Raw genomic sequence first — 17584 nt, forward strand, 5'->3', positions numbered from 1 at the left:
CCTTCCTCAGAGAGCCGTGCTTTTGCGGACGGCGGATTGCGGGGCCGCCTTTTTCTTGGGCTTGGCTTCAAACTCTTCGTGATACGAGCGCTCAACATTGACATCCCAGACGTCATGATCCTCGCCCAGAATATTGCGCGCGGCGTACATCGCCGACAGCATGGAATGATCCTGGTTGTTGTAGCGGTGCAAACCATTGCGACCCACGGTCTGGAAGTTTTCCAGCGTCTTCAGCCAGCCGCTGACCGTGTCCAGGGCGTCCTTGTATTCACTGTCATAGACCGGATAGGCCTTGGGCTGCCGGATAACCGCGTGATCGATGACATCGCTGGCCTTGGCCAGACCCAGCTTTTCAAGCTCTTCACTGGCGAGATGCCTGAGATCCTCGTCACTTGACGACCACAACCCGTCACCTTTCTGGCAGAAATACTCCATCCCGATCGACGCGGTGTTCTGATCGGGCAGCATTTCCGCGGACCAGGCCCGGAAATTCTGGATGCGCCCCACCTTCACCTGCGGGCTGTGGATGTAGATCCAGTTGTCCGGGAACGGGTCCGCGTGATCCAGGATCAGAGTCACGATCAGGAAATCACGATACCGCAGACGGTCTGCCGCCTCGACGACCTCGGGCGGTGGCGGCGGATCAAACGCATGGATCAGATCACGAACGGCCATTGAATTGACGAACTCCGTGCCTTCCACCCGTTCTGTGTGTTTTTCGCCATCTTCAGTCCAGTGGCGCACATCGATCGAGGTGACGCGATTGCCATCACGGTTCACCTGGATCACTTCGGAATGGGTCTCGACCGAACCGCCCTTTTCCTTGATCAGATCGCGGGTTTTTTCCCACATCATGCCGGGGCCCAGGCGGGGATACTGGAATTCCTCGATCAGGCTGGCGGTGTCGTTGGCCCCCGAAATCGCGTTCCAGACAGCCTTGGGCAGGGACAGGTTCTTGATCCGCTGCGCGGCCCAGTCGGCCCGGATTTCCGACGGCGGAATACCCCAGACCTTCTTGGTGTAGCTGTGGAAGAAATGCATATAAAGCCGCCCACCAAAGCGGTTGACGACCCAGTCTTCGAACGTGTCTTCCTGCTGGCGGGGGCGGATCTTCCATTTGATGAAGCTGCCGATGATCTTGTAGGTCTCGTAGGGGCCGATATTGCCAAGGGCGTTGAAGATACGCAGCGGGTAGTCGTAGAATTTGTTGCGGTAGAAGATGCGGCTCAGGCGTTGCACGGTGATGAAATCATCCCCCATCACCTCGTGCCACATATCCTCGACTTCACGCACCTTGGTGAAAAACCGGTGCCCGCCAATGTCGAAGCGATACCCTTTGTGCGTTTCGGTTCGCGAGATGCCACCAACCATGTCCGAGGCTTCGAACACCCGGGGAACATGTGTGTCGCTCAGTTTCTGAAGTTCATAGGCTGCTGTCAGCCCTGCTGGACCACCACCAATGACGACAACGGGAACAATATCTTTTTTCAAATGACTAACACCCATACCAAAACACTGACCTAAAGCTACAAGAGGTTATCCGAGATTCACAACAAAATCCTGTCAGCCCCCGAAACGGGGCTTCTGCGTATTAAGTTCCACCCCTTCCGTGCAGAAAAATCAACCATTCCGTTTGACGAACCGCACTCGCGTCCTTCTCTGCAAATCGATGGCAGACCCAAACCGGGTCGCCTGTACCGAAAGCCGGTTTGGGTTTTGCGAAACCGACGGTCTTTCACACCGCCCGAAACAGCACGCGTTTTCCACAATGCCCTGAAACATAAAGATGATTGCTGACTGGAACAGCCAGCCGAAACTCCCCGCCCGGAAGCGAAACATAGATTGGATCCATACACCTCTTGCACGGCGCCTGACCTGAACCATGACCGCTTTTTTCAGGCTGCGTCTGTGATGTCCTTCACTGTGTCGACGGACCGAAAGCGCGCATCAACAATGCTGTGACTTTTCCCGCATTGTGTATGGTTGAGCGCCAGAGCAACAGGGAATTCAGCGCCTCACGACTCGTGGCCTTGTGAATCTTGACAGGATGGCGGCGCTGCCATCCTACTGCGTGTGAATGTTTGGAAAGGCTCGGATACATCAGGTCCGGGTTCGAACGAGTGAATTGGTAGCCAGTCTCGTTGTTAACGAGGGAGCAATTTTATGAAGTGTGTTATTCTGGCCGGTGGTTTGGGAACCCGGCTCAGCGAAGAAACCGTCAAGATTCCAAAGCCCATGGTCGAGATCGGCGGCAAACCGATCATCTGGCATATCATGAAAATCTACGCGGCACACGGCATCACGGATTTCATCGTCTGCCTCGGCTACAAGGGTTACGTGATCAAGGAATACTTCGCGAATTTCTTTCTGCACAGTTCAGACGTCACGATCGATCTCGCCAATGGCGGGCTTGAGATTGCAAACAGTAAATCGGAACCGTGGCGCGTGACGCTGGTCGATACCGGAGAGGACAGCCAGACCGGGGGGCGGCTGCGCCGTGTCATGCATCTGCTCAAGGATGAAGAGGCCTTTTGCATGACCTATGGCGACGGGGTCGGGAATGTCGATATCAGTTCGCTGGTCGCGTTCCACAAAAGCCACGGCAAACGCGCCACGCTCACCGCAGTCGTGCCACCGGGGCGTTTCGGCGCGTTGGAGCTGGCCAGCGATCAGATCGAACGCTTTGCCGAAAAACCGGGCGGTGACGGTGGTTTCATCAATGGCGGGTTCTTCGTGCTGCATCCTTCGGTAGGTGATCTGCTGGACGGGGACAGCGCAATCTGGGAACGCGCTCCGCTTGAAACGCTGGCCGCAGACGGCGATCTGATGGCGTTTCGCCACAAGGGATTCTGGCAACCGATGGATACGCTGCGCGACCGCCGTCAGCTCGAAGCCCGCTGGCAGGAAGGCAATGCTCCATGGAAGGTCTGGGAATGATGCTGGGTTCCGCTCCGAAAATCATCCTGCTTGGCAATCTGGGCTATATTGGTCCGGTCGTGGCGGCGGCCTTGCGGAAATCCTATCCCAACGCCAATCTGATCGGCCTTGATCCCGGGTTTTTCTCGGACCGGCTGACCACGCATGATGCGTGGCCCGAGCGGGTTCTGAACCAGCAGATCATCGCGGATATTCGCGATATCGATGCGTCACTGTTCCAGGGGGCGGATGCGGTTGTTGCACTGGCGGCCATCTCGAACGACCCGATGGGTGCCCGGTTCGAAACAGTCACCACGGAAATCAATCAGGATGCCATCGTGCAGGCCGCTCATCTGGCCGCCGAAGCCGGGGTGTCACGCTTCGTGTTTGCCTCCAGCTGTTCGGTCTATGGCTTCGCCGAAGGCGATGCGCGATCCGAGGACGCGCCCCTGAACCCGCTGACCGCCTATGCCCGCAGCAAGATCGGGACCGAGCGCGCGCTGGCGGCCATGGACACGCCGGGGATGCTGCGCACCGCGCTGCGTTTCGCCACTGCCTGCGGGCCGTCGCCCCGGCTGCGGCTGGATCTGGTGCTGAACGATTTTGCCGCCTGTGCGGTCACCGCCGGCAAGATCACAGTGCTGAGCGACGGCAGCCCCTGGCGGCCGCTGATCGACGTGCGCGACATGGCCCGAGCCATCGACTGGGCCATCACCCGGACCGAGGATGCCGGAGGTCAATGGCTGGCGGTCAATGCCGGGTCGGATGTGTGGAACTATCAGATCCGCGATCTGGCGCAGGCCGTGGCCGAGGCGGTCCCCGGGGCCAGTTACTCGATCAATCCCGATGCCTCGCCCGACAACCGATCTTACAAGGTCGACTTTTCGCTCTACAAACAACTGGCACCCGAACATCAGCCGGTGCAGACGCTTGCAGGCACCATCCGGGATTTGCTGCAATTGCTGAACGATATCAACTTTGGCGATGCCGATTTCAGGTCATCTCCGCTGATGCGGCTGAAAGCGCTTGAAGAGCATATCCGCACAGGCACACTGAGCGAGGATCTGCGCTGGAGGATGCCGCAATGACACACCCCGCTTGCCGGAGCTGTGGCGCAGCCCTGACCCAGACGCTGGTCGATCTGGGGCTTTCGCCGCTGGCCAATTCCTATGTCCCGCCCGAGCGCGCGGGCACGGCCTGTCCGCGCTATCCGCTGCATGCCTGGGTCTGCAACGACTGCTATCTGGTACAGGTCGAAGACGCCGTACCGGCGGATGAGATCTTCAATGCCGATTACGCCTATTTCTCGAGCTATTCGGACAGTTGGCTGGCCCATGCCAGGGCCTATGTCGAACAGATGGTCGACCGGCTTGATCTGGGACCGGATGATCTGGTGATCGAGATCGCCTCGAATGACGGGTATCTGTTGCAGTATTTCGTCGAGAAAGGCATCCCGGTTCTGGGAATCGAACCTTCGGGCAGCGTGGCGGCGGCAGCCGAAGAAAAAGGCGTGCGCACGCTGGTCGATTATTTCGGCGAGGCGCTGGCCCGCAAGGTGGCCGCGACCGAGAAACCTCCGGCGCTGATCGCATCGGCCAATGTGCTGGCGCATGTGCCTGACATCAACGATTTCGTCGCCGGGATCGCCACGCTTCTGACCGGCGACGCGGTCTATACGGTCGAATTCCCGCATCTTCTGAACTTGATCAGGGAAGTGCAGTTCGACACGATCTATCACGAACATTACTCCTATCTGTCGCTGCTGGCGGTGGAAAAGATTTTTGCCAAGGCGGGCCTGCGGGTCTTCGACGTCGAGGAACTGCCCACCCATGGCGGTTCGCTGCGGGTGTTCGCCTGCCTTGAGGGTGCCAGCCACCGCGAAGGGCCCGGTCTGGCCAAGGTCCGTGCGGATGAGGCTGCGGCGCAGTTCGACCGGCCTGAGGGCTATATGAATTTCACCATTCAGGTCGAAGCGCTGCGCGACGGATTGCTCGCCTTTCTGCGCGAAGCAAATGCCAGGGGGGATACAATTGCCGCCTATGGCGCCGCCGCCAAGGGCAACACGCTGCTGAACTATGCCGGGATCGGCCCCGACCTGATTTCCTACTGCGTTGATCGCAACCCGGCCAAACAGAACACGCTGCTGCCCGGCAGCCATATCCCCGTGCATGGGGTCGAAGCCCTGCGCGAGACGCCGCCGGATTACGTGCTGATCCTGCCCTGGAACATCCGGGACGAGGTCACGGATCAACTGTCCGACCTGAAAGCGCATGGCACCCGGTTCGTAACCGCCGTGCCAGAGATCAGGATCAGCTGATGGCACGGGTTCTGCTGACGGGCGCAACCGGATTGATCGGGCGCGCGACAGCCACGGCTCTGACAGAGGCGGGCCACGAGGTGGTGACGCTGGGCCGCAACCCGGCAAGCGACATCACCTGCGATCTGCTGGACCCCGGTGCCACCACGACAGCCCTCGACGCCGCCCGCGCCAGCCATCTGGTGCATCTGGCCTGGCATGACGGCGCGCGCGACCGCTGGACCTCTGGGGCCAATCTGGATTGGATGGCCGCAACGCTGCATCTGGTGCGGGAATTCGCGCATACAGGCGGCCAGCGTGCGATCTGCGCCGGAAGCTGTGCCGAATATGACTGGTCGGTACCGGAGCTGGTCGAAACCAGCCCCCTGCGCCCTCGCACCCTTTATGGGGCGGCCAAGGCCGGGGCCGGTCTGGCACTGTGCGCGGGCCAGCAGACACTTGGCCTGTCCCTGGCATGGGCCCGCATCTTTTTTGTCTACGGGCCGGATGAACCGCCGGGGCGACTGTTCGGCGATCTGATGTCAAACCTCGGGGCGGGACGGCCGGTTGATTGCACCGATGGACGGCAGGAGCGGGATTTCCTGCATGTCGATGATCTTGCCCGCGCCTTGTTGCGCGTGCTGGAAAGCGATCTGACCGGCCCGGTCAATGTCGCCAGCGGTACGGCGACCCCGGTTCGAGACCTGATTGCAGAAGTGGCAAACCAGATGCACCGGCCCGATCTGATCCGCCTGGGCACCATCGCCCGCGCGGCGGACGATCCGCCCCGGCTGGCGGCGGACGTAACCCGGTTGCGGGACGAGACCGGTTTTATGCCACAATATGACATTGCTTCCGGAGTCGCCCGGTGTCTTCGGTCAAGGGAGGAGGCCGTATGAAATCTTCATCTTTTCTACGCAAGCAATCCTTCATGCTTTTTGCCCTGGTCGGCATCGTGAATACGGCCTTCGGGTATGCGGTTTTTTCGGTTCTGAGCCTGTCGGGATTGCCCGCACAGGCGGCTCTTGCGATCTCGTTCGTGATCGGCGTGTTGTGGAATTTCATGACCCACGCCCGGATCGTATTCGACACCAAAGGGTTCAGGAAATTGCCCTTCTACCTGCTGGCATATGTCATGGTTTACGTTTTCAACGCCTTTTCGCTCGAAGCTCTTCTGAGCACGGGACTGCATCCGATCCTTGCACAGGGCCTGCTGGTTCTGCCCGCGGCCGTTCTGGCATTCATCCTTGTTTCCCGGGCGCTGACCGATCGCTTCCCGTGGCAGCAGGAGGTCTGATATAATGCCTAAAAACCACAGACATAAACACTTTCGATCCGTAACCGGTCCATCTGATATATAGTAGGATATGGACTGTTAAATGTATTTGGTACCAGTGCTGGAAGGATAATCGTCAATGCGTCTTTATCTTGCTGATCTTGGACATAACCTCGTTACTGCCACGTCGGACACCTACCCGTTGGGTGTTGGAAATCTTGCGACCTATGCCCAGGCTCATGCAAAAAGCCCGACACCGGTCGAGGTCGCGATCTTTCGTGATCCGCAGGAATTCAAAGCGGCCGTCGACACAGCTCCGCCCGATGTGGTCGGCTTTTCCAGCTATTCCTGGAACCACCACTTGGCCCTGTCCTTTGCCAACTACGTCAAGGCGGTCAATCCCAACAGCCTGACCCTGATGGGCGGCCCCAACTTCCCGCTGACCGAAGAAGAACAGGACAGCTGGATCCGGACCATGCCACAGATCGACATGCATGTGCGCGGCCCCACCTATGAGGGCGAGCGCGCGTTCCTCAGCACGCTGCAACGCTTCATCGATGTCGGCGCCCGACGCGAAGGCATGTGGGAAGAGGCCGTCGATGGCGCGCTTTACGTGCACCCAAAAACCGGAGAGATCCTGCGCGGGGCCGAGCCGCCCCGCATCCGCGATCTGGATGAAATCCCGTCGCCCTATCTGGCCGGGCTGATGGACAAGTTCTTTGACACCGGCCTGTTTGCACTGATGCAGCTGGCACGGGGCTGCCCGTTCACCTGCGCGTTCTGCAATTCGGCGGTCAAATCGAATTCGAAGGTCTTCCGCCATTCGTTTGAACGCACCAAGGCCGATCTGGATTACATCGTGGCCCGTATCAACCATGCCAGCCCGCTTTGTTTTGCTGACGACAATTTCGGTATGTATGTACAGGACGAAGAGGTGGCCGATTACCTGGGCCATCTGATGGAACGGTACGATTGGCCCAAATATATCCGCACCACCACGGGCAAGAACCGCGGCGACCGGATCATCAAGGTGATGCGCAAGGCCAAGGGTCGCTTGCCGATGACCTCGTCGGTTCAGTCTCTGAATCCGGAAGTTCTGAAGAACATCAAACGCGACAATATCAGCCTGGACACCTATGCCGAGGTACAGCAGGAGCTGCATTCAAAGGGCATGCAATCCTATGGCGAGCTGATCCTGTGCATGCCCGGTGAAACCAGGGAATCCTTCATGGATGCCGTCGATCAACTGATCGAAACCGGCGTCAGCCGGGTCGCGGCGCACCAGTTGATGCTGCTGCACGGCGCACCCCTGGCCAATCCTGACAGCCGCGAGAAATTCGGCTTCAAAACCCTCCATCGCGTGGTTGCCCGATGCCTGGGCAAATATACCGGTCCAACCGTGGTCGAGACCGAGGAAATGGTGGTCCAGTCCGAGAATTTCTCGTTCCAGGATTATCTGGACACCCGTGTTTTCCATCTGCTGCTGACGATCTTCTATTACGAAGACAATTTCGAGGAAGCCTTCCGGCTGGCGCGGTCCCGTGGCATCCGGCCCTTCCTGATCGTCAAGCATATGCAGGACATTCTCGATCAGGCCCCCCAGCCCTTCCGGGATGCGGTGGCCGGTTATCTGGAGGAAAACCAGCAGGAGCTGTTTGAAACCCGCGCCGATTGTGTTGCCTGGGCGCAGGAAAATTATGATGATCTGATCAGCGGCGAGTTGGGGGGCAATCTGCTCAGCAAATATTCGATGATTGGCCGGTTCATCGTGCTGGACGAAGCACTTGATTTCCTGAAACGGGCCATCAGCGACCTTTTGGACAAGGACGACCACGAAGCGCACGAGATGCTCGACACGATCATCAATTACTACAGCGCCGTGATGCTGCATGTGCCCTTCTCGGAAACCTTGGAACACGAACCCGTCTGGAGCTCGTCTTTCGATGTCGAGGCCTGGCGGAATTCGGGATATCAGGGCGTGCTGCAGGATTACCAGTTCGATGCCCCCCGCGAGTTCCAGACCCAAGTCGATCAAAGGGTGAAAACCACCTTGCTGTCACGGATCGAAACCTTTGGCGAACATGCTTCGGGGCTCGGCCGGTTTACCCGAACGATGTTCGCCAATGATTTCCGGCGCAACTTCGTGTCAGGCGAAAGCCAACACGCAGCCGAATAGGTCTGGCTTTGGGCTGGGCCTATTCGCCATCCCCCAGATAGACATCATCGCGGCCCGGGAAGGCCGCGATGATGTCTGCGTTCTGCTCGGGACCCATATCGCGCAGGAAAATCGGTTTGCCCTCGGGCAGGAACGGGTCGTTGAGATAGAGTGCAGACCCGATATCGCCCTGTGTCGAGACAAAGACCAGAGCGTTTCCAAGCCCGGCAGCCTGCCGTCTTATGTCACCGGTATAGCCGCCATACCCATTGTATTTCGACACTCCCCGCCATGGGGTGAAGCTGACAACAGACACCGCACACAGCAATAGGATGACGCACTGCAGACGGCCACGATGCCGTTCGGGCAATCGGTCCCGGACGGTCTCGATCCCGGCCGCCGCCAAAGCCAGCGCCGGCAACAAAGCCGTATGCCAGTAGCGCGGCCCAAGATAGAACGTGCCCGTAAACCAGTAAAAAAACAGGGCCCCCACAAGGATCGCGAACACCACCAGCATGGCCCGGTCGAACCCGGTCAGCTTTCTGCCCCATATGAACGCAATCCAGACCGGAACCAGGGACCCGAATGTCCAGCCCAGAAGTTCGTAATTGAGCGCGGCAAAACCATTGATCAGATTCAGCAGACCCTCGGCCGGGCTATGCCCGACCCAGATGTCGAGCGCGCCCCAGCTCTCGGCCGGTGGCCCTACATTGGGACCAAACCCATAGGCATTCTGCGTGTCGGGCCATAACCGGCTCAGGTAATCCGCTTGCGGGGTCAGCAGCGCGTCTCCGGTGATCATCAGGTTGAGCAGCAAAAAGACCCCACCCGACAGAACACCGCCCAAGGCGCAGGCGATCACCTGTCCGATCCCCCCCGGCAGGCGCCGCAGCAACCACAGGCCGGTCAAAACGCTTATGATCAACCCATCAAGCTGTCGGGTGACAAAGGCCCAGCCCAAAGCCAGACCTGCAACAAGCGCAAGCAAGACATCCCTGCGCGTTGATCCCTCTCCGGCTCTGAGCAGACACCACCATCCCAGCAGCACCATCACCAATGTCGTGGAATGTGCCATCAGCGTGCCCCCGGCGGCGAGCACCCAGGGCGACGTGGCCATCAGCAACGCCACCAGATCGGCCCGTTCGCGACTGACGGCACGGCACACGATGCCATGCGCCAGCCAGACAGAGATTCCGGTCAGCACGGGGTTGACCAGCCACGGCACCCCGGCCAGCACGCCAAGGCTCAGCACGATGGCCCAACCCTGTGCCGGCACGCCGATCCACTGATCGCCGCGAATGTCGAACAGATAATATTCCAATGCGGGCTGCGCCGCTGCGGGTGGGGCCGGGCTTCCGAGGACACCCGCAGCAAAGGTGCGCGCCTGAAACAGATAGGCCACCTCATCCTCGACATGAGGCACGCGGTCGAACGCCGCCCAGGCCAGAGCCGCGCTGGCCAGCGTAGCAAAGACGGCCAGGGCCGGAACCGGAATGCGGGGTGCCCTGTCAGGCCCGGCAACTGTGAAAACGGCGACCAGCGTCGCCATCTGCACAAGGTTCAGCGCACCGCCGATCCCGATCTGCAAACCGAAAGCCAGATAATACCCGTAAGCCACGTAGGGCGTCGCAGAAACGCAAAAGGCCGCAGCCAGCCCCAGCAAAAGGATCAGCCGCCACCGTCCTGCTTCTGCCATCAGGCCCGTTATGGCCGCCCTTCCCTGCGGCCGCACAAGCACAAAGCCCGTCAACACCGTCTGGCCCGCCAGTATCGCCAGCATGATCAGGTTTTCAGGAGGGTTTGCGGAAATCTCGAGCCGTGGAAACCAAAGGGGCTGGGTCAACCACAACCGGGCCGCACTGCCCAAAAGCAGCGCCGCGCCAAGCAAGCCAAAAAGAAGCTGGCCGCGCTGCCGGAAAACACCCACCACAAGCAGTGCAGCGATCGCCATGGCTGCAAACCAAAGGCGCAGGTCCGCCAATGTGGCATTGCTGCCCGCGAGGTCCGCAGCCCAGGCCGAGCTGCCGCATAAGGCCATCGCCCCGGCAAAGAGCCACATCGCCCGACCTGAACGCATTTTCATGCCAAATGCTCGTCTTTGACAATCGCCGGGTCCCGTGCGGGACCTTCGATATTGATGCGTTCCTGTTCAGTGACGATCGGACCGCCCCGCACCTGATTGTGGATCGAGGTTATGTATTCCCCCAACATGCCGATAAACAGCATCTGGATGCCCGACAGGAAGAACAGCGCAACGATGATTGTCGTGGTTCCCCGTGGAGCCAAATCCGGATTGAAGAAATAGAACACCACTGAAATGAGGGAAAACAGAATACAGCTGATGGCAATCACCAGACCACTCAGCGTACAGAACCGCATTGGGGCACGTGTGAAAGAAAAGATCGCATTCAGCGCCTGATCGGTCAGCGCCATCAGATTGTGCTTGGAAACACCTCTTTTGCGGGCCCGCCAGACATATGGAACGATGATGCGGCGAAACCCGCAACTGGCGATGATGCCGCGGATATAGGGGTAGTGGTCGTTATGCGACAGCACCGCATTGAGCACTTTGCGATCAATAAGCTGGAACTCACCCACTGATGGCTCCAGCCAGACATCGGACAGCCGGTTGACGATCGTGTAGAAGATGCCGCGCGCCGCGCGCATCACGATCCCCTCTTCGCGGGTGGTGCGGGCACCGGCCACCACATCGTAACCGCTTTCCCATAACTGCACGAATTCCGGGATCATGTCCGGCGGGTCCTGAAGATCCACCGGCAGGATGACGACCACGGCATCCCCTTCGGCATAACGCAACCCGTTGAAGGCGGATCGGAACACTCCAAAGTTGCGGGCATTTACGACAACTTTCACATTCTGATCTTTTTCAGCGATCTCTCGCAGGATCTCGACAGTCCGGTCGGAGGATGCATTATCGACAAAGATATGCTCGCACCTGTAGCCCGGCAGATTTTCCTCAAAAATCGCTTTTACGGTTTCATAGCAATTCGCCACATTGTCTTCTTCGTTGTAGCAAGGCGAAACAATGGAAATTGTTTTGTGATTTTGTTCTAAATCTGAAGACACCAATTACCCAACCTCCAAGTTGGAAACGATTGTATCACCCGGTGCTGTATCGGATTCGCACATCGCCCAAAGTACAGGAATATTTTGCAATAACGTGCGCGCACCGCCACATCTTTTGCCGATTTCACGCATTCACAACAGTCAGTTTTCTCCGACCCCTTGTTTCTTGAACATCAGTTTCATTTAGTGTGCCGGTATATTTATCAGCTGTCAGTGTTTCAGATGAACCGAACCTTTCGCAACTGGCTATTTTCCCTGCACACCCGGCTGGGATTACACCTGTCCATCTTCTTTACCTTCATGTTTCTGACGGGGACGGTGCTTGTCATCGGCATCGAGGTTGAATCCATTGCCCGGCCGGAAATCTGGACCACCATTGCCAAAGAAGACCGGACGGCCAGTTTTGCGGAAATCCATGACGGCATTAAAACCGCCCATCCCGAAAGCGCTGTGTTCGTCATCGAGAAATACCCCGCCCCGTGGTTCGCAGATCGCACTTTCGGACGAACCGGCTGGGGCGAAAACATCAGCTTCTGGACTGACCCGGTGACCGGAGCAGTCGTTTACGAAACGAGGGATGGCGGGTTTCGCGACATTCTGCGCGATCTGCATGATACGTTTCTGACCACCAAACGCCCCATCTTCATCCTGATCTCGGCAACATCCGTTCTGCTGCTGTATCAGATCGTCAGCGGGCTGATTACCTATCGGCGTTTCTGGAAAGGGTTCTTCCGCTGGCCCAGACGCGCCGGGGGGTTCAGATCCTGGGCCGGGGCCACGCACCGCCTGACGGCCCTCTGGGCAGCGCCGCTTCTGATCCTGATTGCAATCACCAGCTTCTATTTCATGCTTGGCGGCCTGGGGATCGAAGGGACGACACCGAAACCTCAGCCCGCTGCCGCCCGTGACACTGCCCTGCCTGCGGGTTTCAGCTCGGGCACCATAGAACAAGCCGAGGCAAGCGCCCTTGCCGCCATGCCCGGCCTGGAGCCGCTTGTCATGGTGCTGCCGGGCGACCCATCCGGCGCCATTGAATTTGCCGGCCCTCTGACCGGTTTTGCCGAAATGATCGGTTGGGGCAGCGTTTCGGTTGATCCGGTGACATTCGAGATTCTGGGCGCCTTCACACCGAATGACGCCGGTGGCTTCGCCCGTTGGAAAACACTGATGAACACGCTGCATTACGGCACCTGGGGTGGCGCTCTCTCACTGGGTCTCTGGGTTCTGTCAGGCCTTGTGGCCACCGGCGTTGCCCTGACGGGCGCCTTGATCTTTGCGGCCCGGCTGGCTCCTGAAGCGGCACAATACGGCCCGCTCAGGCGCATCTGGCGCGGATTGGGCCTGTCCCGCTGGATCTATCTGTTGATCGTTCTGGGTATCCTGCTGACCGCGTATCAGCGCTTTGGGCCGGGCAGCTACCCGAGAGCTGGGGTCTTCCCGACCGACGCACCTGCTGAGGTGGCCTATCTGATCCTGCCCGCACCTCTGCGCCGTGATACCCCGCTTGATGTCGAAATGCTGGTTGGGGAACCCGGCATCACTGCGGCGTCCATAGCAACAGATGGGGGGGCAGAGCAGCCCGTCGAACTGGTACGGAACGGTGAAAAGGCACAGGCATTTTTTCGCATCACCCCCAATGACACGGCCAACCGGATTACAGCCCGCCTGACAAAATCCGACGGCACTGAAAAAACCATCACGTTCCGGCTGGGGCAACCGATATGGTAAACGAAACAACACTTCCCCTGACGAATGAGAAGGCTTTTCAGGAACGGCTCAGCATCCTGCAAATGTGCTCGTTTTTCACATTCGGAGGCGGCATTCAGCGCCACATTACCGATTTGGGCGGGTCCCTGATGGCGCATGGGCACAAGGTGATCAAGGCTGGCGCGCCCGGAGAGCTTGGCGAGACCGCGGATGGCAGTGTCTTTGTACCTTTGCAGCTTGACCGGGTCAGCGACCACAGTGCGAATGGCAAACTCAACCCGGCCCTCAGAATGTACTGGCTGGTACGCTCGGCCCTGACCCTGCGGCGGGCGCTCAAGGCACATAAGGTCGATGTCATCCATGCCCATGAAACTGCCCCGCTTCTGACAGCCCGTCTGGCCAGTCTGGGAATGGGAATTCCCATTGTGATGACCTATCACGGCTCGTCGCCCGACCGTCTCAACGCGGTGGCCCGCGCCTGTCGGCAGCAAGCCGATCTGGCGATCTGCCCCAGCGAAACCGTCATGCAATCCCTGCTGGAACGCCAGGTCGACCCCGACAAGGCGCGGGTGATGCTTTTGGGGGTACGTCCCAACCCGCCCGCCGATCCGGCCGCCGCGGATGCCCTGCGGCGTGAACTGTTGGGCGAAGATGGCACACATCTGGTTCTGTCCTTGTCCCGTCTGGATCACCAGAAGGGCCTCGACGCGATGATCGAAGTGGCCCGGCGTGTGCGGCAGGACCTGCCCGGTCTGCGGATCGTCGTCGGGGGCGAAGGCGTGCTGCGCGGCCAGGTCGAAGCCTGGGCCGAACAGGCCGGGGTTTCAGACATCATCCGTTTCCCCGGGGTGATCTCGGATGTCGCCACCTATCTTGCGGCCTCTGATCTTTATATGCTGACCTCCCGGTGGGAGGCCCTGCCGATTTCAATTGTCGAAGCGTTCCGCGCCGGACTGCCGGTGATCGCCACCGATTGCGGCGGTGTGCGTGAATTGGTGGATGGCGATGTCGGGCGCCTGTGTGCGGTCGATGATCTTGATGCCCTGTCTCGGGCGCTGCGGGAACTTTGCACCGACCGCGCCGAATATGACCGGCTAAGCGCCAATGCCACGGCGCGCGGTGCAGAAGACAGGTTCTCGCCAACCCATGTGCATAGCGGGTTTGAAAAGCTGTATCGGCAACTGGCCGGGCGGGGATAACCCCCGGTCAGTCCGCCGCGCCGTTCTCGAAAGCACCAGCTTCCAAGGCATGGGCCAGATCGGCCCGCCCTGCACGATGCGCGGCCTGCGCAAAAGCCGCGCCGAACCGGCCCAATACCTGATCTTCACGCCAGAGCGTCTCAAACCCCTGCCGCGCCGCTGCGGCCATCTGATCCCGCGCGGCACCTCCGTTCTGAAAACGGCGCATGGCTGCGATCAGATCATCTTCGGTTTCGAACAGTTCCCCGCCCCCTGCCCGCTCGACGATCTCGGGGAACGGACCCAGCCGCCGGGCGATCACCGGCGTGCCCAGCCGGAAGCTTTCGATCAGGATGATGCCGAAGGTTTCATAACAGACCGAGGGCACGATCAGCCCCAGTGCGCCACGATAGTAAGCGTTCAACTCGTCCGGCGTCTTGCGGCCCAGGAATTTGATCCGGTCATTGCCTGCGGCCTGTGCCTCCAACTCATCCGCATAATCGCCATCACCCAGGATCAGCAGATCCGCGGCGGGATAGCGGTCAAAGGCCGGGAACACATCCTGCAACCCCTTGATCTTTTCCAACCGCCCGACAAACAGGAAATAGGGGCGGTCATGCGCCGCCGGTTCCGGCAAGGCGCTCTGATCCAGGTCGGGCAGGAAATAGGGCAGCACCTGCATGTCCTGCCGCAGGCCGAATTCACGATGTTTGGCGCGGCTGAATTCGCTTTTGGCAATGATCAGATCCATGTGATCCAGCGCCCGGTCCAGCGCACCGGTATACCGCCACAGCTGCGGTGGACGCTTGTGCTGCAACACGCAGCGCAGGCACTGGCGCTCATCGCACAGCTCGCGCCCATGCCGCCACAGAACATGGGTGGGGCAGACCAGCCAGTGTTCATGCGCTTCATAGATTTTCAACCCCTCGCCCATCGGCAACAGGCCGGGGCCGCCGATCAGGGATGTGTTGTTGTGCCAGATGATATCCGGCTTCCGCTCGGCCAGTAACTCGCGGATGCGGGCAGCATGGACAACCGGACGGCCCAGTTGCTGGGTCAGCAGGTTCGACATCACGCCATTGCGGCTGCGCAGCCCGACCCGCCGCACCCCGTCAGGGGTGCCTTCGGGCTGCGGTTTGCCGCCCAGAATCAGATAGCTGTCTTCGTCATGCACCACCGTCACGTCATGCCCGCGCGCCACAAGCGCCCGCGCCATGCGCTGAATGCCGATGGCGTCACCGCCAAAGGAATAGGGGGGATAAAATGTGGTGAACATCAAAATGCGTAACGATTTCATCTATCTCTCAATTCCTTGAGTGTCAGCCGCAGGCAGGTGCCCGCCTTGCGGCCCAAGCATCGAAACCAGCAGGCGCAGCCTGTCCCGCTGGAGCAGAAAAGCCAGCAAACCATAGGCCAGAACACCCGTCACCGTGCCGGCAAGTAAAAGCAAAGCCGGAGACAGGCCGTCCAGTTGCCACACGACCCCCTGCACTGCCGCCACCATCCCCCCTGACAGCAGAAGCGGCGCAAGATGCTGCCGCATCAAAGCCGGCCCGGACAGCCCGGCAATATGCCCCAGATTGGCAAATTTGAGCGGCCAGACCAGCAGAAAGACAGCCACAAAACCGGCTGTGACGACCGGCAACCCATACGGGGCCAGCACCACAATCACCCCCGCCGCCAGCGCCACCTCGACCCAGGACAGAACCGCCAGACGACCGGGCTGACCGGCCGCCAGACAAAAGGTCTGCTGCACCTTTTCGGCACACAGATACATGCCAAACACCGACATCAGGCTCAGGACCGGAGCCGCCGGAGCCCATTTCTGACCGAACAGCAGCACCAGCGCCGGTTCCGACAGAACCGCCAGCCCGGCAAAGGCCGGAAAGGCCAGAAACCCGGTCAGGCGCATGACGTCGATCAGCAAATCCGTCGCCGGACCACCATCGCGCGCCGCCGCACCAAAAGCAGGCTGCGCCACGGTGCGCAGCGGTGTGATAACCAGGAACGAGGCGGTCTCGATCACGCGCCAGGCGATTGCGTAATACCCGGCCGGAACCGGCCCCAGCATCGCGCCGATGATCACCGCAGGCGATTGCACCGCAGCCAGTTCCGCCGCGCGCAGGCCCAGGATCCGATGACTGAAATGCAAGACCCTGCGCATATGATCCCGCGACGCATGGAATGCCGGGCGCCAGGAGACCGCCCCCCAGGCCATCACGATATTGGTGGCCGTCATCGCCAGCCGCTGACCGACCAGGCTCCAGACGCCGTATCCCGCCAGCGCCATGCCAATGCCCACGCCCCCTCCGACCGCCGCGCCGAGCGCTGCACGGATGGCCAGAACACGGAACCGCATTTCCCGGCGCAGGATCGCCACCGGCACCGCCGTCAGGGAAATCATCAGCACCGTTGGGGACAATCCGATCAACAATTCACGCGCAACAGGCTCATTGTAGAAATATGAGACCGGCCCCGCGCCCAGATACAGCACAACCGTCAACACGCCCCCCAGCAGCGCCAACAGCCAGAAAACCGAGTTCAACCGCTCTGGTGACAGCGCCTCATGGGTCAGCAGAATGTCGGAAATCGTTTCGCGCACCAGGAATTCGGAAAACAGCACAAAGGCTGCAACCATCGCCAGAAGACCAAAGGCCTCGACCCCTAAAATACGGGCAAGAATGGCAAAAATGATGAAATTGAACGCCTGCTCGACCCAGATACCAGCCGACATCCAGGCAACTCCGCTGCTGAAACTCTGCCGCCCTGACATCCGTTTCCTTCCTGCCGCCCGCACCCTGCCAAGTGCCGATGGACACATGGCTCAAACACTCACACCTGTTGCGCACTGTATGCGCAATTGCAAACTTGACGCCTTAACGGTCGAATTTGGTCAAATTTATTGTCTATGTTCAGTCTGTACGTGTTCGAATACTATACGCAATACAGGGAATTATGCCCGTCACGTT

General features: G+C 59.7%; 13 protein-coding genes. 8 read left to right on the plus strand and 5 right to left on the minus strand.

Going from position 1 to position 17584, the window contains the following annotated elements; translation table 11 throughout:
• Positions 1-6: 6 nt before the first annotated feature.
• Complete coding sequence (locus tag ACR0DJ_RS19305) at positions 7-1491, minus strand: NAD(P)/FAD-dependent oxidoreductase (RefSeq protein ID WP_254440093.1); 1485 nt, start codon at positions 1489-1491, stop codon at positions 7-9.
• Between the two features lie 672 nt (positions 1492-2163).
• Between ACR0DJ_RS19305 and rfbF the strand changes: the two genes are divergently transcribed.
• From rfbF to ACR0DJ_RS19335, 6 genes are all read left to right on the plus strand, one after another.
• A complete protein-coding gene (gene rfbF, locus ACR0DJ_RS19310; protein WP_170347026.1) occupies positions 2164-2937 on the plus strand; it encodes a glucose-1-phosphate cytidylyltransferase in 774 nt (257 codons plus the stop codon).
• Entirely contained in the window at positions 2919-4004 is a 1086-nt protein-coding gene (locus ACR0DJ_RS19315) for an NAD-dependent epimerase/dehydratase family protein (RefSeq protein ID WP_480686055.1), read from the plus strand. Before rfbF ends, ACR0DJ_RS19315 begins: the two co-directional genes overlap by 19 nt.
• The gene (locus ACR0DJ_RS19320) at positions 4001-5233 is read left to right on the plus strand and encodes a class I SAM-dependent methyltransferase (RefSeq protein ID WP_170347028.1); all 1233 of its coding nucleotides are present in this window, start codon (positions 4001-4003) and stop codon (positions 5231-5233) included. The genes ACR0DJ_RS19315 and ACR0DJ_RS19320 overlap by 4 nt, the downstream gene beginning before the upstream one ends.
• A complete protein-coding gene (locus ACR0DJ_RS19325; RefSeq protein ID WP_425080224.1) occupies positions 5233-6111 on the plus strand; it encodes an NAD-dependent epimerase/dehydratase family protein in 879 nt (292 codons plus the stop codon). The genes ACR0DJ_RS19320 and ACR0DJ_RS19325 overlap by 1 nt, the downstream gene beginning before the upstream one ends.
• Positions 6108-6509 (plus strand): GtrA family protein, encoded by a 402-nt coding sequence (locus tag ACR0DJ_RS19330; protein WP_170347032.1) that lies wholly within the window; start codon positions 6108-6110, stop codon positions 6507-6509. Before ACR0DJ_RS19325 ends, ACR0DJ_RS19330 begins: the two co-directional genes overlap by 4 nt.
• A 118-nt stretch (positions 6510-6627) precedes the next feature.
• Positions 6628-8664: a B12-binding domain-containing radical SAM protein gene (locus ACR0DJ_RS19335; protein ID WP_170347034.1), complete on the plus strand. Its 2037-nt coding sequence runs from the start codon at positions 6628-6630 to the stop codon at positions 8662-8664.
• Positions 8665-8683: 19 nt separating this feature from the next.
• On the opposite strand, the gene ACR0DJ_RS19340 is transcribed toward ACR0DJ_RS19335, so the two are convergent.
• Together ACR0DJ_RS19340 and ACR0DJ_RS19345 are read right to left on the minus strand one after the other, a co-directional pair.
• Entirely contained in the window at positions 8684-10726 is a 2043-nt protein-coding gene (locus tag ACR0DJ_RS19340) for a hypothetical protein (protein ID WP_480686056.1), read from the minus strand.
• Positions 10723-11730 (minus strand): glycosyltransferase, encoded by a 1008-nt coding sequence (locus ACR0DJ_RS19345; RefSeq protein WP_480686057.1) that lies wholly within the window; start codon positions 11728-11730, stop codon positions 10723-10725. The genes ACR0DJ_RS19340 and ACR0DJ_RS19345 overlap by 4 nt, the downstream gene beginning before the upstream one ends.
• A 222-nt stretch (positions 11731-11952) precedes the next feature.
• Here ACR0DJ_RS19345 and ACR0DJ_RS19350 point away from each other — a divergent pair, with 222 nt between their 5' ends.
• Both ACR0DJ_RS19350 and ACR0DJ_RS19355 read left to right on the plus strand, forming a co-directional pair.
• Positions 11953-13458: a PepSY-associated TM helix domain-containing protein gene (locus ACR0DJ_RS19350; protein ID WP_480686058.1), complete on the plus strand. Its 1506-nt coding sequence runs from the start codon at positions 11953-11955 to the stop codon at positions 13456-13458.
• Positions 13452-14636, plus strand: a complete 1185-nt coding sequence (locus ACR0DJ_RS19355) for a glycosyltransferase family 4 protein (protein ID WP_480686059.1) — start codon at positions 13452-13454, stop codon at positions 14634-14636. Before ACR0DJ_RS19350 ends, ACR0DJ_RS19355 begins: the two co-directional genes overlap by 7 nt.
• A 7-nt stretch (positions 14637-14643) precedes the next feature.
• On the opposite strand, the gene ACR0DJ_RS19360 is transcribed toward ACR0DJ_RS19355, so the two are convergent.
• Together ACR0DJ_RS19360 and ACR0DJ_RS19365 are read right to left on the minus strand one after the other, a co-directional pair.
• On the minus strand, positions 14644-15891 hold the full coding sequence (locus ACR0DJ_RS19360; protein WP_480686317.1) for a glycosyltransferase: 1248 nt from the start codon (positions 15889-15891) through the stop codon (positions 14644-14646).
• Between the two features lie 21 nt (positions 15892-15912).
• Positions 15913-17349 carry an oligosaccharide flippase family protein gene (locus ACR0DJ_RS19365; RefSeq protein WP_480686061.1) on the minus strand — a complete coding sequence of 479 codons (1437 nt, stop codon included), beginning with the start codon at positions 17347-17349 and terminating at the stop codon, positions 15913-15915.
• Between the last annotated feature and the right edge of the window lie 235 nt (positions 17350-17584).

Source organism: Ruegeria sp. BF10 (assembly GCF_056538725.1).

What these genes read in the sequence shown, in the direction of transcription:
- ACR0DJ_RS19355 (WP_480686059.1), top strand. Translation starts at nt 13,452, where the DNA reads ATGGTAAACGAAACAACACTTCCCCTGACGAATGAGAAGGCTTTTCAG.
- ACR0DJ_RS19325 (WP_425080224.1), top strand. Translation starts at nt 5,233, where the DNA reads ATGGCACGGGTTCTGCTGACGGGCGCAACCGGATTGATCGGGCGCGCG.
- ACR0DJ_RS19365 (WP_480686061.1), bottom strand. Translation starts at nt 17,349, where the DNA reads ATGTCGGCTGGTATCTGGGTCGAGCAGGCGTTCAATTTCATCATTTTT.
- ACR0DJ_RS19350 (WP_480686058.1), top strand. Translation starts at nt 11,953, where the DNA reads ATGAACCGAACCTTTCGCAACTGGCTATTTTCCCTGCACACCCGGCTG.
- ACR0DJ_RS19335 (WP_170347034.1), top strand. Translation starts at nt 6,628, where the DNA reads ATGCGTCTTTATCTTGCTGATCTTGGACATAACCTCGTTACTGCCACG.
- ACR0DJ_RS19360 (WP_480686317.1), bottom strand. Translation starts at nt 15,891, where the DNA reads ATGTTCACCACATTTTATCCCCCCTATTCCTTTGGCGGTGACGCCATC.
- ACR0DJ_RS19340 (WP_480686056.1), bottom strand. Translation starts at nt 10,726, where the DNA reads ATGAAAATGCGTTCAGGTCGGGCGATGTGGCTCTTTGCCGGGGCGATG.
- rfbF (WP_170347026.1), top strand. Translation starts at nt 2,164, where the DNA reads ATGAAGTGTGTTATTCTGGCCGGTGGTTTGGGAACCCGGCTCAGCGAA.
- ACR0DJ_RS19315 (WP_480686055.1), top strand. Translation starts at nt 2,919, where the DNA reads ATGGAAGGTCTGGGAATGATGCTGGGTTCCGCTCCGAAAATCATCCTG.
- ACR0DJ_RS19320 (WP_170347028.1), top strand. Translation starts at nt 4,001, where the DNA reads ATGACACACCCCGCTTGCCGGAGCTGTGGCGCAGCCCTGACCCAGACG.
- ACR0DJ_RS19330 (WP_170347032.1), top strand. Translation starts at nt 6,108, where the DNA reads ATGAAATCTTCATCTTTTCTACGCAAGCAATCCTTCATGCTTTTTGCC.